The organism is Streptomyces sp. NPDC059567 (assembly GCF_042735655.1).
Taxonomy (GTDB): Bacteria; Actinomycetota; Actinomycetes; order Streptomycetales; family Streptomycetaceae; genus Streptomyces.
The window spans coordinates 129,590-145,351 of record NZ_JBHWBS010000003.1 but is presented as its reverse complement, the minus strand read 5'-3'; the positions used below and the strand labels follow the sequence as shown (position 1 = coordinate 145,351).

The following is a 15,762-nucleotide window of genomic DNA, read 5'->3' as shown; positions in this document are numbered from 1 at the left end:
GATTCCGGCGACGGCACCTGGACGGTGGCGGTGAAGTTCGCGCCGCGGCCCCCCGCCAAGGGCGGCGACGTGGAGGCCGTGATCGCCGGCAAGGTCGCGATCAGCCCCATGTCCGCCGGCTGGAACACCGGGCCGGCCCACTTCGCCGCGACGAGCGCCCTGCTCACCGGGCTGCGCCCCCTGACACGAACCACCGATGAGGGCGGAGCGCAGGTGCGCTCCGCCCTCATCCCGGTGTTACAGGGCCTGACCCCGACGCCCCGTCAGAGGTGCCGAAGGACCGCGGCGGTGAATTCGGCGGTGGAGGCACGGCCGCCGAGGTCACGCGTGCGCACCGAGGTGGTGGCAAGGACGCCGGCGATGGCGCCGGTGATGTCGGCCGCGGCCCCGGGGTGGCCGAGGTGATCGAGCATCATGGCGGCGGACCAGATCGCTCCGATCGGATTGGCGATGCCCTGCCCGGCGATGTCGGGTGCCGATCCGTGGACCGGCTCGAACATGGAGGGGTACTCGCCCTCCGGGTTGAGGTTCGCGGACGGTGCGATGCCGATGCCGCCGGCCACCGCCGCCGCCAGGTCGCTGAGGATGTCCCCGAAGAGGTTGGACGCGACGACGACGTCGAAGCGTTCGGGGTCGAGGACGAACTTGGCGGCCAGTGCGTCGATGTGCTCCTGGTTCCACTCGACCGTGGGGTACTCGGCGGCGCGCTCGGCCACCAGCTCGTCCCAGAACGGCATGGTGTGCACGATGCCGTTGGACTTCGTCGCCGACGTGACGGGGCCGCCGCGCCGTTCGGCGAGGCGGAAGGCGAAGTCGAGGACCCTGGTCACTCCCGCCCGCGTGAACACCGCTTGCTGTACGGCCATTTCATCGGGACACCCGCGGTTCATCCGGCCGCCGATCTCGCTGTACTCGCCTTCGGTGTTCTCCCGGACGACCACGAAGTCCACCTCGCCGGGCATGGCCGCGCGTACGGGGCTGGGAAGACCGTCGAAGACGCGGATGGGGCGGAGGTTGACGTACTGGCTGAAGGCCCGGCGGATCGGGATGAGCAGCCCCCACAGGGAGACGTGGTCCGGCACGCCCGGGTAGCCGACGGCGCCGAGGAGGATCGCGTCATGGCGGCGGAGCTGCTCCAGGCCGTCCTCGGGCATCATCGATCCGTGGCTGAGGTAGCGCTCGCAGGACCAGTCGAATGGCTCGTAGGTGAACGTGATGCCGTGGCGCTTCCCGACCGTGTCGAGGACCTCGCGTGCCGCCGGGAGGACTTCGGTGCCGATGCCGTCACCGGGTATGAGGGCGATGCTGTGGTTCGTCATGGCTCGAATTCCAGCAACCGGGCGCCGTCCGGGTCCAACACGTATCCCCGATGTCCCTCATAGGCTGCTCCTATGAGCCGGCGGGACGGCGATGTCCAGGAAGGCGCGGGCAGCCGGCGTCAGCCGCGCCTTGCGGCTGACGAGGATGGTGTGCTGGAGGGAGGCCGGTTCCAGGTCGAGGACGAGGGCTCCGGCCCGCTCGGACAGGTCGGCCCAGGATGCCGTCACCACCGCGAGTCCGACACCTCCGAGCACCAGGGGCAGGAAGGCCATGCGGTGTTCGGTCTCCACCGCGATGCGGACGTCGATGCCCTGTGCTTTCAAATCGTCGACGTAGGCCCGGATCCCGGTCCCCCGTTGCCCGACGATCAGCCGATGCCCTTCGAGATGTTCGCGTTGAACAGCCTGTCCGGCCGGAAAGGGGCCGTCCACCGGGGTGACAAGGACGAGCCGGTCATCTCCGACATGGTGCGGGACGACGTCCCCGCTCGGCAGCGGCGACGAGGTGGTCAGCAGTCCGAGTTCGCAGCCTCCCGTACGCACCATCTCGACCACGTCCTCGCGGGTGAGGGCTACGCGCAGGCTGAGCGACACCGCGGGATGGCGCTCGGTGAAGCGCCGGACCATCGTGCTGAGGGGTTCGATCGTGGGTGAGGCCATCGCGGCGATCTCCAGCCGCCCACCGCGCAGTTCACGGACGGATCCGACGCTGGCCCTCGCCAGCTCCAGGGCGTGGAGTGCCTCCCGCGCACGGGGAACCAGCGCGGTACCGGCCTCGGTCAGGACCACCCTTCTGCCGATCCGGTGGAACAGGCGGCCGTCCACGTCTCGTTCCAGCGCCTGGATGGCCTGGGAGAGGGACGGCTGCGACACGTAGAGTGCCGCGGCCGCGCGGTTGAAACCGCCGTGGTCCACGATCGCGAGGAAGTACGTCAGCTGCCGGAAGTCCACGGTTCAGCCTAGGCCGTCCGCGACGAACCGCACGCTCCCGTCACCACCGCGCCGGAGCAGGCCGGCCGTGGGGGCGGGGAAGTGCGTGCCGATCACGAGCGTTCCCGTGTCGGCGTACCGGTCGACGAATGCCCGCCGGGTGTCAGCGGCCTGCGCCGCGTCCGCGTCGGAGACACCGGCCACGTCCGGTTCGATGAACTGCACGGGGTGGTGCACAAGGTCACCGGTGATCACGGCACGTTCCCCGCCGGACTCGACCACGACGGCGACCTGGCCAGGTGTGTGTCCGGGAGCGGCCTCCAGGCGCACACCGTCGCACACCTGGTGGTCGGTTCCGACGAAGTCGACGAGACCCTGGTCGATCAGCGGCTGCATCGTGTCGGGGAGGTTCGTATCCTCTTCGTCCGCCCAGTGGTCCCATTCCACGCGTGTGACCAGGTGACGTGCACGGGGAAAGGTCGGCACCCACTTCCCTTCCACCAGGCGCGTGTTCCAACCGATGTGGTCGAAGTGCAGGTGGGTGCAGACCACGGTGTCGATCGACTCGGGAGGGTAGCCGAGGGCGGTGAGGTCTTCGAGCCACGAGGTGTCCAGCATGCGCAGGAAGGGCACCGATTCCCGGTCGTTGCCCACGCATGTGTCCACGAGGATCCTGCGTGTGCCGGTGTCCACAACGAGCCCGTGGACCGAGAGCACGAAGGTGCCGTCCGCCCTGCTGAAGTCAGGAGCGGGCCACGGGTACCTCTTCAGTAGAGCGGTGTCATCCGTCCGCAAGGCCCCTATGACAGGAACGGGCACCTCCGCCTCCAGCACCTTGCGGATCGTCGTCGTACCGATGCGCCACGTCGCCATGCGAGCCTCCATGTGATGATGGATCGAATAATATTGACGTCCGCCATAAATTCGCAATAACTTGCGGTTGCCCAAGACTCTCGATCCCGGTCTGGAAGGACGCACTGGATGGGATTCGCTCAGGACCGCACCGCGCCCGTCGTGAACACTCGCTCGGGCCCGATCCGCGGCGTCGTCGAAGACGGCCTGGCCGTGTTCAAGGGCGTGCCGTACGCGGCGCCGCCCGTCGGGCCCCTCCGGTGGCGCCCCGCGCAGCCACACCAGGGGTGGAGCCTCGTCCTCGACGCGACGACGCACGGCCCCAGTTCCCCGCAGGCCGTCCGCGAGGGCGATCCGATACTCGGCGGCCACGGATCCCCACCGTTCGACGAGGACTGTCTGACACTCAACGTGTGGACTCCCGGCACCGACGACGCCCGCCGTCCCGTCCTCGTCTGGATCCATGGCGGCGCCTTCATCTCCGGGTCCGGGGCGATGCCCCACTACTCCGGCGAGACCTTCGCGCGCGACGGCGACCTGGTGGTGGTGAACCTCAACTACCGGCTCGGACCGCTCGGCCTGCTGTCCTGCGCGACGGACGACGGCTCGGTGCAGCACAACGTCTGGCTGACCGACCAACTGGCTGCGCTGCGCTGGGTCCAGGACAACATCGCCGCCTTCGGCGGGGATCCCGACAACGTCACCGTCGCCGGCCAGTCCGCCGGCGCCCTTTCCACCGCGGCACTCGCGGGCCATGGAGGTGACGGCCGCCTGTTCCGCCGAGCCATCCTCCAGAGCGTCCCCCTCGCCATGCCCCTCGCCACGCCTGCCGAGTCCCTGGCCCGCACCGCCGCCTACCTGGAAATCGTCGGCGCGAAGGACGTGGACGAACTGCGCACGGTTCCGTGGCCGCGACTGGTCGAGGCCACCGCCGGACTCCTCACGGCCACCACGGAATGGGGACACTGGACCGCGCCGTTCCTGCCGGTGCTCGACGGCGGGACGGCGGCGCGGCAACCGGTCGAGAACCTGCTCGACGGTCCGGGCGCGGACATCGACGTCCTCATCGGCTGGACCGGGGAAGAGTCCGCTTTCACCTTCGCGCTGGGTGAGGTCTACGCGTCGGCGACCAGGAAGCAGGTGCTCCGCCGGGCACGGGACAGCTTCGGTGACGGCGCGGCCGAAGCGTACGCGGCGTACGAGGCCGCCCGCCCGGGCTCCCAGCCGATCGATGTCCTCATCGCCCTGACCACCGACGAGCTCTTCAGGAAGCCGACCCTCGCGTTCGCGGAAGCGCGGGCGGCGCTAGGCCGCCCGGTCTGGGCATACGAGTTCACTTTCCCCACACCCGCGTACGACGGCCGCCTGGGCGCCCCGCACTGCCTGGACCTGCCGTTCGTCTTCGACAATTTCGACAAGTGGTCGCATGCGCCGTTCCTGGCGGGGATGGACACCAGGATCAGGGACGGCCTTGCCAGGACCGTGCACCGGGCATGGATCTCGTTCATCCGCACCGGCGACCCCAACCACCCGGCCATGCCCCACTGGGGCCGGTACGACCGGCGGTCCCGCACCACCATGCGCTTCGACACCGTCACCACGGCCGTTTCACATCTCACGCCGCACTGACGGAAGGCCACAGCACCGGGAGGACCTAGGGGGTGTCTATCGGCTGCTCCGTCCAGATCGTCTTCCCGGTCCTGGTGAACCGGCACCCCCAACGGTCGGTGAGCTGGGCGACGAGGAACAGGCCACGCCCGCCCTCGTCCGTCTCCCGTGCACGACGCAGGCGCGGCTGAGTACTGCTGGGGTCGGACACCTCGCATACGAGTACCCTGTCGCGGATCAGCCGGAGCCCGACAGGTCCCCCTGCGTAGCGGATCGCGTTCGTGACGAGCTCGCTGACGACGAGCTCCGTGACGAAGCTCAGATCGTCCAACTGCCAGTCGGACAGCCGGCCCGTCACCAGCTCACGGGCATGCGCCACGAGGGACAGGTCGGCTTCGAGTTCCCACTCGGCGACCTGATCGGACGAGAGGGCGTGGGTGCGGGCGAGCAACAGGGCCGCGTCGTCGGAGGGTTCTCGAGGCAGCACGCTGTCGAAGATGCCCTGGCTGATCTCGCCCAGGCTCCCGTCCGGGTTCGCGCCGGCGAGCGCGCTCCTCAGCCTCTCCATTCCTTCGTCGATGTCGCCGCCGCGGCTCTCGACGAGTCCGTCCGTGAAGAACGCGAGCAAGCTGCCGGGCTGTGCCGCGAACTCCGTCACCTCGAAAGGCATTCCGCCGACGCCCAGGGGTGGTCCCGGCACCGTGCCGACGAAGATCGGCTCCTCTCCGGGTGACAGCACGGCCGGCGGCGGATGTCCCGCTGCGGCGGCGGCGCACTCCCTTGTCACCGGGTCGTAGACGGCGTACAGGCACGTCGCTCCGAGCACCGCCGCCTCGGAGCGGGAATCGCCGGTCGCCTCCTCGCCGGCGAGACCGAGCACCAGGTCGTCCACGTGCGTGAGGAGCTCACCCGGATCCAGATCGAGGTCGGCGAGGGCCTGCACCGCGGTCCGCAGTCGCGCCATGGCCGCGGTGGCATCGAGGCCATGGCCGACGACATCCCCGACGACGAACGCGACGCGCAACGACGGCAGGGGGATCACGTCGAACCAGTCCCCGCCGACTCCCAAGCCGCCGCTCGCCGGCTGGTAGACGCCCACCGTCTCCGCGGCGGCCGAGTCCAGGGCCGCGCGCGGCAGCAGGCTCCGCTGCAGGGCCACCACCGAACGGTGCTCCTTGGTGTAGCGGCGCGCGTTGTCCACGCCGAGTGCCGCCCGGGAGACGACGTCCAGCAGCAGGGCGGCGTCCTCCTCGCCGAACGCGGAAGGCAACTGACTGCGCCAGACCGTGACGCAGCCGAGGATCAGACCTCGCGCGTAGAGCGGCACCGCTACGGAGGAGTGCGCCCCGCTCGGGACGAACAACGTCAGGGTCTCCGGATCCACGCCGAGTTTCGCATGCAGGGTGGCGACGTCCGGCACCAGCACGGGCAGCCCCTTCATGAGGGGGCGCATCAACGAACTGTCCGGTACGGGAGGAAGCGCCTCTCCCACCGCCAGGAGGTCCTCGGCGGATATCTCCGGGCTCTGCGCGGCGGCGGTCCGGCGCAGGCGTACGTCGCCGCTGGTGTCGAGGTGCGCGGGCTCGTCGCCCACCAGCACCTGCTCGGCGATGTCCACGGTCGCCAGGTCGGCGAAATCAGGGACGAGCAGATCCACGAGGGTCTCGGCCACCTCGGTCACGTCCAGGGAGGCGCCGATGCCCGCGGCGGCGGCGTGGGACAGCCCGCTCCGGCGTCGCCACGCATCTCGCTCGTCTGCCTCCACCGCGGTTTCCGCCGGGGTGACGAGGACGAGCCACTGCGCGTCAATGCCGGAATCGCCGGGGGTGGGTGCCGTCAGCCGGACAACCGTGCAGAGCAGAGGGATCTCTTGACCCGCATGACCGCCACCCGGAATGGTCACCAGGTGCCCGGCCGGTCCCGCATCCGTTCCGGCTCGCGACAGCAGCCCCAGCAAGGGCGCACAAGTCTGACCCGGCGAGCATTCCAGCAGCGCCGCAGCCCGCTCCGACAGGGCGACGACGACTCCTGCGTCGTCCAGTACGACCGCTGCCGTTTCACCTACGGGCACCGAGGCCGGCCCCGGGCCACGATGCTCCGGTTCACGCATGTCGCCTCCACGCACCGTGGCCTTCAGTATCGTCCCCGAGGGAAGACCCGGCGACCCGCAGCGCGCCCTCGCCAAGCGGCGCCTCGGGCCACGGGCCGGTCATCGCGCCCTCGGCGCTCAGTGGCTCATCGCCGGCCACGGCCTGGCCACCCTCTACCGGTGCCTGGCCACCCTCTCCAGCGCGCTCGGCGACGCCGCCCGCCGGCACCGACTCCCCCACAAGCCTGCCTCTCCACCAGCCTGCTCCGGCCGCCGTCGCCGGAACGGCGGATCTGGAGCAGGGAGGAGGCCGCCCGCTTCCTCGCCTACTGCCACGGGGCCGATCCCGAGATAGCCGAGCTTTTCGAGGTCCTCATCGGAACCGGCATGCGTACTCACGGCCGAGTCGAGGAACGAACCACGCGGGCGACCTATCGGTCTCCCCCGGCCGCGGCGACGACTCGGGCCGTGTCCACCTCTCGCTCGCTGGCCGCGGAAGAGGATGCACCGCCCTGCTCCGCGCCCGGAGGCCGGACGTCACCGCCTTCCTGCGCTGGACCGAACGCATTGTCCCGCGGCCGGGAGAGCGAGCACCTCGACCTGGACGCCCTTGTCTCCCAGGTCATGGATCACGCCCATCCCCCTGACCCGCAGCGGTGGGAACCTTGTGTCGTGGCCCTGATGCGTACCGTGAACGCCGGGAGCCCTGGCCGCGGGGAGGTGCTACAACTGGGGTTGTGAGCCCGTCTCGTCTCTCGTGCCCGGCGTACCGGTGTGGTCGAACCTAGGCAGAAGATTCGGAAGCGTCGCCGGACAGGTCTTCGTCCTTCAGGTGGCGATCGTGGTGCTGCTCGCCGCCGGGGCGCTGCTGGCCCTGGTGCTGCAGTCGCGGTACGACATCGACCGTGAAGCGCGCAACCGGTCGGTTTCCGTGGCTCAGACCTTCGCGAACTCCCTGGGCCTGCAGGAAGCGCTGAGGTCGCCGGACCCGTCCGCGATCCTGCAGCCCCTCGCCGAGGAGACACGCAAGGACGCAGGCGTGGACTTCATCGTGGTGATGGACACGAACGGCATCCGTTACAGCCACCCCCAGCCCGACCGCATCGGCGAGCGGTTCGTCGGCACGATCGAGCCCTCACTCGCCGGCCAGGTGCACACCGAGAGCGTGGAGGGGCCGCTCGGCAAGGAGATCCAGGCGATCGTCCCGGTCACCTCGCCCCAGGGTGAGGTTGTCGCCCTGGTCTCGGCAGGTCTGACGGTGGAGAGCGTGACCGGCATCGCCGACCGTCAGCTTCCGGTCATCCTCCTGGCCATCGCCATCGGTCTGGCTCTGGCCACCGTCGGCACGGCGCTGATCAGCCGAAGACTGCGCCGCCAGACCCACGGGCTCGGCACGCAGGAGATGACCCGCATGTACGAGCACCACGACGCGGTGCTCCACTCCGTCCGCGAAGGGGTGCTGATCACCGACGGCGAAGGACGACTACTCCTGGCGAACGACGAGGCCGGACGGCTGCTCGGCCTGCCGGACGACGCCGAAGGACGCCCCGTCGACAAGGTCGGCATGGATCGCCGAATGGCGGAACTGCTGCTGTCCGGCCGGGTGGCCACCGACGAGGTGCTGGAGGCCGGGGACCGGCTGCTCGTGGTCAATCAGCGGCCCACGCGCCCGCAGGGCTCGGCCGTCACCATCCGCGACTCCACCGAGATGCAGCTCCTGAGCAGCCGGGCGGAGACGGCCCGCAAGCGGCTCAAGCTGCTGTACGACGCCGGGGGTGACATCGGCACCACCCTCGACGTGGTCCGCACCGCGAAGGAACTGGCCGACGTCGCCGTTCCCCAGTTCGCGGACTTCGTCACGGTCGACCTGGCCGACCCGGTACTGAAGGGCGACGAGCCCGGCCCAGGGGCCGACATGCGGCGCACGGCGGTCAGCGGCATCCGCTCCGATCACCCGCTGTATCCGCTCGGTAGCCTGATCGAATTCCTGCCGTCCACGCCGCAGGCCCGCGGATACGGCACGGGCACAACCGAACTCGTGCCCGATCTCCATGACGCGCCGGGCTGGCACGCCCAGGACGCGCCGCGGGCATCGGCGATCGTCGGCTACGGGATCCACTCGCTCATCGCGGCTCCGCTGAAGGCCAGGGGCGTCGTGCTCGGGGTGGTCAACTTCTGGCGGTCGCAGAAGCCGGAACCGTTCGACGAGGACGACCTGTCCCTGGCCGAGGAGCTTGTCGGCCGCGCCGCGGTCACCATGGACAACGCCCGCCGCTACACCCGCGAACACAATCTCGCCGTGACGCTCCAGCGCAGCCTGCTGCCGCAGGATCTGCCCGAGCAGAGTGCGGTGGACGTCGCGCACTTCTACCAGCCCGCCCAGTCCGGAGTAGGCGGGGACTGGTTCGACGTGATCCCGCTGCCGGGCAGCCGCGTCGGGCTCGTCGTCGGAGACGTCGTCGGGCACGGCCTGCATGCCGCGGCCACCATGGGGCGGCTGCGCACGGCCGTGCACAACTTCTCCTCCTTGGATCTGCCGCCCGACGAACTCCTCGCCCGTCTCGACAACCTCGTCCAGCGCATGGACCAGGAAGGCGACAGCGCGCCCTCGGACGGCGGTGTCCTGGGCGCGACCTGCCTGTACGCCGTCTACGACCCGGTCTCCCAGAACTGCACCATGGCGCGGGCAGGACACATGCCACCGCTTGTGGTCGCCCCGGACGGCACGACGACGATCTCGGAACTGCCGGCCGGCCCCCCGCTGGGGCTGGGAGGCATGCCGTTCGAGACCATGGAACTGCACCTGGCGGAAGGCAGTCAGCTCGTCCTGTACACCGACGGGCTGGTCGAGGAGCGGAGCCGGGACATTTCGGAGGGCGTGGAAAGGCTGCGCACGGCGCTGAGCCACCCCGACCGAGACCCGCAAGCCACCCGCCGCGCCGTACTCGACGCCCTGCTCCCCGGTCGGCCGGCCGACGACATCGCGCTGCTCATCGCCCGGACACGGACTCTGGGCCCCGGCCGGGTCGCAGAGTGGGACGTACCGTTCGACCCGAGCGAGGTCGGCGCCATGCGCGGCCTCGCGGCCGAGCAACTCGAGGAGTGGGGCCTGCAGGAACTCGCCTTCACCACAGAACTGATCCTCAGCGAGCTCATCACCAACGCCATACGGTACGCCACCGCGCCAGTTCGCGTTCGTCTGTTGCGCGATCGCACTCTGACCTGCGAGGTGTGGGACGGCAGCAGTACCGCCCCGCATCTGCGGTACGCCGCCACCACGGACGAGGGAGGCCGCGGACTGTTCCTGGTGGCCCAGCTCAGCGAGCACTGGGGCACCAGGTACACACCGGAAGGCAAGGTCATCTGGGCCGAACAGGTCCTGCCCTCCGCTGGCAGTGCCCTCTCCTAGACCGCAGTTGTTCTGCTGACCGCCGTCGCCCTCAGGGGGGCGGCCGCGCGAGCGTCCGGGCGGCGGCCAGGGCGTGCGATGGACCGGACTGGCGGCGAGGAGGTCCTGGTGGCCGCCGGCGGTGTGTCGCGCCCGTCGGACAGGAGGACGATCGGGTCGGCGTGCTGCCCGAAGTCTCAGGCAGCGCACCTTGACCGGGTCAAGGCGCGCTCAGACCGGTGAAGTGCACTGGTCCCCGAATGGTCCCCGGGAATGATCAAGGGGCCGTTTCAGATTGCTCTGAAACGGCCCCTCGATCTGCGACTTCGAAAAGTCGGGACGACAGGATTTGAACCTGCGACCCCTTGACCCCCAGTCAAGTGCGCTACCAAGCTGCGCCACGTCCCGGTGCCCGTCCGGCCCCCGGTTCCTCCCCGGTGGCGGCGTGCAAGAGAACACTACCTCACTTCGCGGGGCCGGTGGACGCGGCCGCGCCCGGTGGTGGGTGGCATACCCGCAGGCGGGGCCGCCGGAGGGGAGAATGGGCGGGTGGACAGGACGCCGAGGGACCGGGACGAGGAGGGGCGGGCGCGCAGTGCGCGGCCGCGGGACGGGCTGGGGCGGCCGTTGCCGTACGGGGTCGAGGGGGTGCCGCGGCAGCCCGAAGGGGTGGTGCGGACGCCCGCGCAGACGCTCCGTGAGGCGCAGCGGCTGCTGGACGCGGGGATGCCCTTCCACGCGCACGAGGTCTTCGAGGACGCCTGGAAGACCGGCCCCGCCGAGGAGCGGGACCTGTGGCAGGGGCTCGCCCAGCTGGCCGTGGGGCTGACCCATTCCGCGCGGGGCAACGGGTCCGGCGGGGCGCGGCTGTTGCTGCGCGGCGCCGACCGGATCTCCGGGCAGCCCGATCCGTACGGCATCGGCATCGGTGGACTCGTGCGGTGGGCCCGGGAGTTGGCGGAGCGGACGGACGAGGTGACCGATGCGGCGGCCGAGGCGCCGCGCCTTCTCGCGGAGTAGCGCGGCGCCCGGTCGTCACCAGGTGAGGTGCAGCTCCAGGGGCGAGCGGTGGATCAGGGTCGGCCGCATCTCCACGTCCTGGTCCTTCGCCAGCCGTAGTCCTGGGAAGCGGCGGACGAACAGCTCCAGGGTGAGACGGAGTTGGGTGCGGGCGAGCTGGGAGCCCGGGCAGCCGTGGGCCCCGTGGCCGAAGCCGACGTGGCGCGTGGGTGTCGCCGGGCGGGTGATGTCGAAGACGTCTGCGTCCTCGTGGCGCGCGCCGTCGCGGTTGGCGGAGCCGTAGGCGACGAAGACGGTGGCACCCGCGGGGAGTTCGGTGCCGGCCAGGATGACGGGCCGGGTCGTGGTGCGGCGGAACCCCTGGACGGCGGTGTCGAAGCGGGCGGCTTCCTCCACCGCCCCGGGTATGAGTTCGGGCCGGGCGCGGAGCAGCTCCCACTGGTCGCGCCGGCGCAGCAGGTGGAAGAGCGCGGTGCCGATCAGGGCCGTGGTGGTGAGGTGTCCGGCGATGAGGAGGTTCTGCAGGTTGGCGACGAGTTCGTTGCGCTGGTCGTCCGTGAGTTCGCGGGGGCCGAGGCCGGTGTCCGGGGCCAGTGCGGCGACCATCGCCGAGCAGAGGTCGTCGCGCGGCTGGGCGCGCCGCTCGCGGGCATAGCGGTCGAGGAGGTGCTGGAGGGCGACCACGTCCTCGGCCGCCGCGATCTGTTCGTCCTCGGCCATCGGCCGGAAGAGGAGCTGCTCGGCGCGGTGTCCTCCGTGCACCGCAACGGGCACGTCCTCCGGCTCGAAGCCGATGAGCCGGCCGATGACGGCGCCGGGCAGCTTGCGGGCGTAGGAGGACATCAGCTCGGTGTGTCCGTCGGCGGCGAAGCCGTCGACGAGGGCGGTGGCGACCTCGGCGGCGTACGGCGCGAGGGCCGACACCCGCGCCGCGGAGAGACCACTGTTGATCGGGGCGCGGTGGCGGCGGTGGGCGGCGCCGTCGGTGGAGACGACGGTGGGGCGGTTGCCGTAGCCGCGGGCGAGGACGCCGAAGACGGCGGCCGGGGGGATGACGTCGGGTCGCAGCGCCTGGGCGGAGGAGAAGTCCTCCGGGCGCAGCAGCACCTCACGGACGTCGGCGTCCCTGGCGACCAGCCAGGCGTCGAGTTCGGGGACGAAGGTCAGACCCGCGGTCTGTCGCGCACGTGCGTAGAGGGGGTACGGGTCGCGCTGCAGCGCGTCGAGCAGCTCATGACGTGCGTACGTCGTGGGGTCCACGCGGCGCCTCCGGGACGGGAAGGTGCGGAACTCGGTGCGGTCTGCACATGGTGACCGGCGCCGCGGGTTCTGGCTATGCCCCGGAGGCGTTCAGCGCGCGCAGGAGTACGGAAGTGTGGCTGACGGACGGGTCCTTGGCTGCGGTGAGGAGGGTGACGGTGCCCTCGGCGGCGAGGGCGCGCAGCCGGTCGAGGGCCTCGGCGGCGGCGGGTTCGGCCAGTTCGTCCTCGTACCGCCGGCAGAACTCCCCGTACTCGCCGTCCGGGCCGTGGTACCAGCGCCGCAGTTCGGTGGAGGGGGTGAGCGCCTTGGGCCACTCGTCGATGCGGGCGTCGGTCTTGGCGAGGCCGCGCGGCCAGAGGCGGTCGACGAGGACCCGTACACCGTCGTCGGGTGAGGGGGTCTCGTAGATCCGGCGGACGCGGATGTCGGGGGCGGCGGCAGGCATGGGTCCAGGGTGCCGGAGACCTCCGACGGTCACACCTCGACGCGCCCCGTCCGCCGCAGCGCCGGCAACAGGACGGAGTCGACGAAGACCCGCATCGTCGAGGCGTCGGCGAAGCGCTCCTCGAAGAGCCGCTCGATGCGGAGCATCCCGAGGAAGCAGGGGGCGACGAAGCCGATGGCCGGGTTGTCCGCGTCGATCTCGCCGCGCTCCACGGCCCGCTTCAGGATCGTGTCGAGCGCCGCGACCTCCGGGCTGATGACGGTTTCGCGGAGCGCCTCGCGCAGATCGGGGTACTGGACGTACGCCTGGCTGACGGCCTCCATCAGCTCGGCGTCGTGGTCGCGGCGGGTCGCGGCCAGATGCGCCGCTTCCCGGAGGTCGCCGGCGAGCGATCCGGTGTCGATGCCGCTGAAGAAGACGCAGCGCTGTTTGGCGAGAGCGGCCGTGACGAGCTGCGGCTTGCTCCCCCACTGGCGGTAGAGGGTCGCCTTGCCGCACTTGGTGCGGGCGGCGACGCCCTCCATGGTCACCGCGTCGTAGCCGCCCTCCCGGAGCAGGCGGAGAACGGCCTCGTAGAGCTCGCGCTCCCGCTCCGGAGTGATCTTCCCGCGGCGGGCGGCGGCGGTCGCGGCCTGTGTGGACATCCCATTCCTCCCGGACAGCTCTCTGCACATACGAGAGTAGGGGGTGCACAATCGAGACGCAAACGTATCGAGACGCTTGCGTCTCGATGAATTCGGATCTAGGCTTCCTCCGTTTGCTGCCGAAATGACGGGAAAAAGGGGCCGGGCCATGGCTGCCGGGATACGCGGGACACGTCCCACAGGACCGGGGCGGACCGCTACCCCGAACACCCCGAGACCACCGCTGGTGCGCGAGCTGCTGCTCGTCACGGCGCTGTTCCTCGTCTACAAGTCCGGCCGGCTGTTCGCGAACGGCCACGAACTGCGGGCCTTCCACAACGCCGACCGGATATGGAGCGCGGAGCGGGCCGTCCATCTGCCCGGCGAGGGTTCCGTACAGGCGCTGCTCATGCACGGCGAGCCGCTCGTCCGGGCCGCGAACACCTACTACGCGGCCGTGCACTTCCCGGCCACGATCGCCTTCCTCGGCTGGCTCTACTGGCGCCGCCCCGCGCACTACCTCTGGTCCCGCCGCGTCCTGGCGCTCCTGACCGCCGCCGCGCTCGCCCTGCATCTGCTGATGCCGCTGGCGCCGCCCCGGATGCTCGCCGCGACCGGCCTCGTCGACACCGCACGGGTCTACGGCCCGTCGGTGTACGGCGCGAGCCCCGAGACCGACTCGATGGCCAACCAGTTCGCCGCGATGCCGTCGCTGCACTTCGGCTGGGCGGTGATGGTCGCGATCGGCCTGATCGTCGCCACCCGCGGCCGGTGGCGATGGCTGTGGCTGCTCCACCCCCTGCTGACGCTCCTGGTCATCGTCGGCACGGCCAACCACTACTGGTTCGACGCCCTCGCCGCCGCGGCGCTGCTCGGAATCGCGCTCGCGGTGGTACGGGCGCCGGGCACCGGCCCGGCCGGCCCGGACCCGCTCCGGCGCACCGCCGCACCCGCCCTACTCGCCGCGCCCGCCACGGCGTCTGCGGCCGCCACCCGCACCACGCCCAGCGCACCCGCCGGTTCCGCCACCCGCACCACACCCGCCACGCCCCGTCCTGTGGAGGCGCTGCGATGACCGCCCCCGACGGCATCGTCCTCGCCGTGCTCCTGTCCCTGGTCTCCGCCGCCGGGTACGCCCTCGCCGCGGTCGCCCAGTCCCGGCTCGCCGCCTCGGCCTCGTCCGACGGGGGAAGCGGCGCGCTGCGCGCCCTCCTCGCCCGCGGCCAGTGGTGGTGGGCGGTCGGCCTGAACGCCGCCGGCGCGCTGGCCCACGTGGCCGCCCTGCACTACGGCCCGCTGACGCTCGTTCAGCCGCTGGGCGCGCTCACCCTGGTGGCGGCGCTGCCGCTCGGGGCGTACTGCGCCCGGCGGCGCGTGACGCGGGCGGAGTGGCGCGGTGCGTTCTGGACGCTGGCGGGCCTGGTCGGCCTGATCTCGGTCACGGGCCCCGCGACACCGGGCGACGCCCTGACCCTGAACGAGGCCCTGATCGTGGCGGCGTCGACGGCACTGCTGATCGTGGTGCTCGCCAGGGGAGGACGGAACGGCGCGGGCTCTCGTGCCGAAACGTCACGCCGGGGGCGGGGACTCGGGCATGCGACGGCCTCCGGGATCGCCTCGGGGGTGGCCTCCGCCCTGACGCAGACATTGACCGCCGCGCTCGCGCTGGAGCTGCCGGGCGGGGCGACGGCCTGGTGGCAGACGGCTCTGATCGCGGTGCTGATCTCCGCGTTCGCCGTCGGCGGTCTGCTGCTCTCGCAGACCGCCTACCGCGGCGGGCTCGCCGCGCCGCTGGCCGTGGTGAACCTCTCCAACCCGGCCGCCGCCGCGGTCATCGGCGTCGCGCTGCTCGGCGAGACGTTCCGCGCGGGCGTGTGGGGCTGGCTGATCGCGGCCGCCGCGTCGGTGGTGGCGGCACGCGGCGTGGTGCTGCTGACGAAGGGCGCGGGAGCGGCCCTCACGACGACGGCTCCCCCGCAGACCCCCGGGACGGAGCCCGTGACGGCCCCCGCGACCCAGGTGCCCACCCGCATGCCGGCTCCCGCGCGCACCACCGCGGCACCCGCCCCTACCCCGGCCACCGCCCCCGTCACCCCAACCGTCACGTCACCCCTGCCCTCGATCACCGCCCCCGGGCAGCCGCTGCCCCCGCCCCGTACCGACGAGCCCGCGACCGTGCCCGCACCCACCGCGACCCCCGCGACCGTGCCCCTCGCGGGCTGACG

The 15,762-nt window shown here is 71.4% G+C and carries 12 protein-coding genes and 1 tRNA gene; 5 read left to right on the top strand and 8 right to left on the bottom strand.

Features of this window, described 5'->3' with window-relative positions; all coding sequences use genetic code 11:
- Positions 1-263: 263 nt before the first annotated feature.
- Genes ACFVZW_RS03145 through ACFVZW_RS03135 form a run of 3 tightly spaced genes read right to left on the bottom strand, consistent with a single transcriptional unit; the run spans position 264 to position 3,122 of the window.
- A complete protein-coding gene (locus tag ACFVZW_RS03145; protein ID WP_384515924.1) occupies positions 264-1,319 on the bottom strand; it encodes a tartrate dehydrogenase in 1,056 nt (351 codons plus the stop codon).
- A 57-nt stretch (positions 1,320-1,376) separates the two neighbouring features.
- Positions 1,377-2,270: a LysR family transcriptional regulator gene (locus ACFVZW_RS03140; RefSeq protein ID WP_384515922.1), complete on the bottom strand. Its 894-nt coding sequence runs from the start codon at positions 2,268-2,270 to the stop codon at positions 1,377-1,379.
- Positions 2,271-2,273: 3 nt separating this feature from the next.
- Entirely contained in the window at positions 2,274-3,122 is an 849-nt protein-coding gene (locus ACFVZW_RS03135) for an MBL fold metallo-hydrolase (protein ID WP_384515919.1), read from the bottom strand.
- A 108-nt stretch (positions 3,123-3,230) separates the two neighbouring features.
- On the opposite strand from ACFVZW_RS03135, the gene ACFVZW_RS03130 reads away from it, so the two are divergent.
- Positions 3,231-4,730 (top strand): carboxylesterase/lipase family protein, encoded by a 1,500-nt coding sequence (locus ACFVZW_RS03130; RefSeq protein WP_384515916.1) that lies wholly within the window; start codon positions 3,231-3,233, stop codon positions 4,728-4,730.
- Positions 4,731-4,755: 25 nt separating this feature from the next.
- On the opposite strand, the gene ACFVZW_RS03125 is transcribed toward ACFVZW_RS03130, so the two are convergent.
- The gene (locus tag ACFVZW_RS03125; RefSeq protein ID WP_384515913.1) at positions 4,756-6,474 is read right to left on the bottom strand and encodes a SpoIIE family protein phosphatase; all 1,719 of its coding nucleotides are present in this window, start codon (positions 6,472-6,474) and stop codon (positions 4,756-4,758) included.
- Positions 6,475-7,630: 1,156 nt separating this feature from the next.
- Between ACFVZW_RS03125 and ACFVZW_RS03120 the strand changes: the two genes are divergently transcribed.
- The gene (locus ACFVZW_RS03120; protein ID WP_384515910.1) at positions 7,631-10,207 is read left to right on the top strand and encodes a SpoIIE family protein phosphatase; all 2,577 of its coding nucleotides are present in this window, start codon (positions 7,631-7,633) and stop codon (positions 10,205-10,207) included.
- 313 nt (positions 10,208-10,520) lie between these two features.
- Here ACFVZW_RS03120 and ACFVZW_RS03115 read toward each other — a convergent pair.
- Positions 10,521-10,594, bottom strand: a tRNA-Pro gene (locus tag ACFVZW_RS03115).
- A 141-nt stretch (positions 10,595-10,735) separates the two neighbouring features.
- On the opposite strand from ACFVZW_RS03115, the gene ACFVZW_RS03110 reads away from it, so the two are divergent.
- Entirely contained in the window at positions 10,736-11,206 is a 471-nt protein-coding gene (locus ACFVZW_RS03110; RefSeq protein WP_384515907.1) for a DUF309 domain-containing protein, read from the top strand.
- A gap of 15 nt (positions 11,207-11,221) precedes the next feature.
- Here ACFVZW_RS03110 and ACFVZW_RS03105 read toward each other — a convergent pair whose 3' ends face one another.
- The 3 genes from ACFVZW_RS03105 to ACFVZW_RS03095 form a co-directional block, all read right to left on the bottom strand.
- Positions 11,222-12,466 (bottom strand): cytochrome P450, encoded by a 1,245-nt coding sequence (locus ACFVZW_RS03105; protein WP_384515904.1) that lies wholly within the window; start codon positions 12,464-12,466, stop codon positions 11,222-11,224.
- Positions 12,467-12,539: 73 nt separating this feature from the next.
- A complete protein-coding gene (locus ACFVZW_RS03100; protein WP_384515901.1) occupies positions 12,540-12,914 on the bottom strand; it encodes a DUF488 domain-containing protein in 375 nt (124 codons plus the stop codon).
- Positions 12,915-12,943: 29 nt separating this feature from the next.
- A complete protein-coding gene (locus ACFVZW_RS03095; RefSeq protein WP_384515898.1) occupies positions 12,944-13,558 on the bottom strand; it encodes a TetR/AcrR family transcriptional regulator in 615 nt (204 codons plus the stop codon).
- A gap of 148 nt (positions 13,559-13,706) precedes the next feature.
- Between ACFVZW_RS03095 and ACFVZW_RS03090 the strand changes: the two genes are divergently transcribed.
- Both ACFVZW_RS03090 and ACFVZW_RS03085 read left to right on the top strand, forming a co-directional pair.
- The gene (locus tag ACFVZW_RS03090) at positions 13,707-14,612 is read left to right on the top strand and encodes a phosphatase PAP2 family protein (protein ID WP_384515895.1); all 906 of its coding nucleotides are present in this window, start codon (positions 13,707-13,709) and stop codon (positions 14,610-14,612) included.
- Positions 14,609-15,760 carry a DMT family transporter gene (locus ACFVZW_RS03085; RefSeq protein WP_384515893.1) on the top strand — a complete coding sequence of 384 codons (1,152 nt, stop codon included), beginning with the start codon at positions 14,609-14,611 and terminating at the stop codon, positions 15,758-15,760. Before ACFVZW_RS03090 ends, ACFVZW_RS03085 begins: the two co-directional genes overlap by 4 nt.
- Positions 15,761-15,762 lie beyond the last annotated feature (2 nt).

Coding starts and splice junctions, on each gene's coding strand:
- ACFVZW_RS03145 (WP_384515924.1), bottom strand. CDS start 1,319: ATGACGAACCACAGCATCGCCCTCATACCCGGTGACGGCATCGGCACC.
- ACFVZW_RS03135 (WP_384515919.1), bottom strand. CDS start 3,122: ATGGCGACGTGGCGCATCGGTACGACGACGATCCGCAAGGTGCTGGAG.
- ACFVZW_RS03130 (WP_384515916.1), top strand. CDS start 3,231: ATGGGATTCGCTCAGGACCGCACCGCGCCCGTCGTGAACACTCGCTCG.
- ACFVZW_RS03100 (WP_384515901.1), bottom strand. CDS start 12,914: ATGCCTGCCGCCGCCCCCGACATCCGCGTCCGCCGGATCTACGAGACC.
- ACFVZW_RS03095 (WP_384515898.1), bottom strand. CDS start 13,558: ATGTCCACACAGGCCGCGACCGCCGCCGCCCGCCGCGGGAAGATCACT.
- ACFVZW_RS03090 (WP_384515895.1), top strand. CDS start 13,707: ATGGCTGCCGGGATACGCGGGACACGTCCCACAGGACCGGGGCGGACC.
- ACFVZW_RS03085 (WP_384515893.1), top strand. CDS start 14,609: ATGACCGCCCCCGACGGCATCGTCCTCGCCGTGCTCCTGTCCCTGGTC.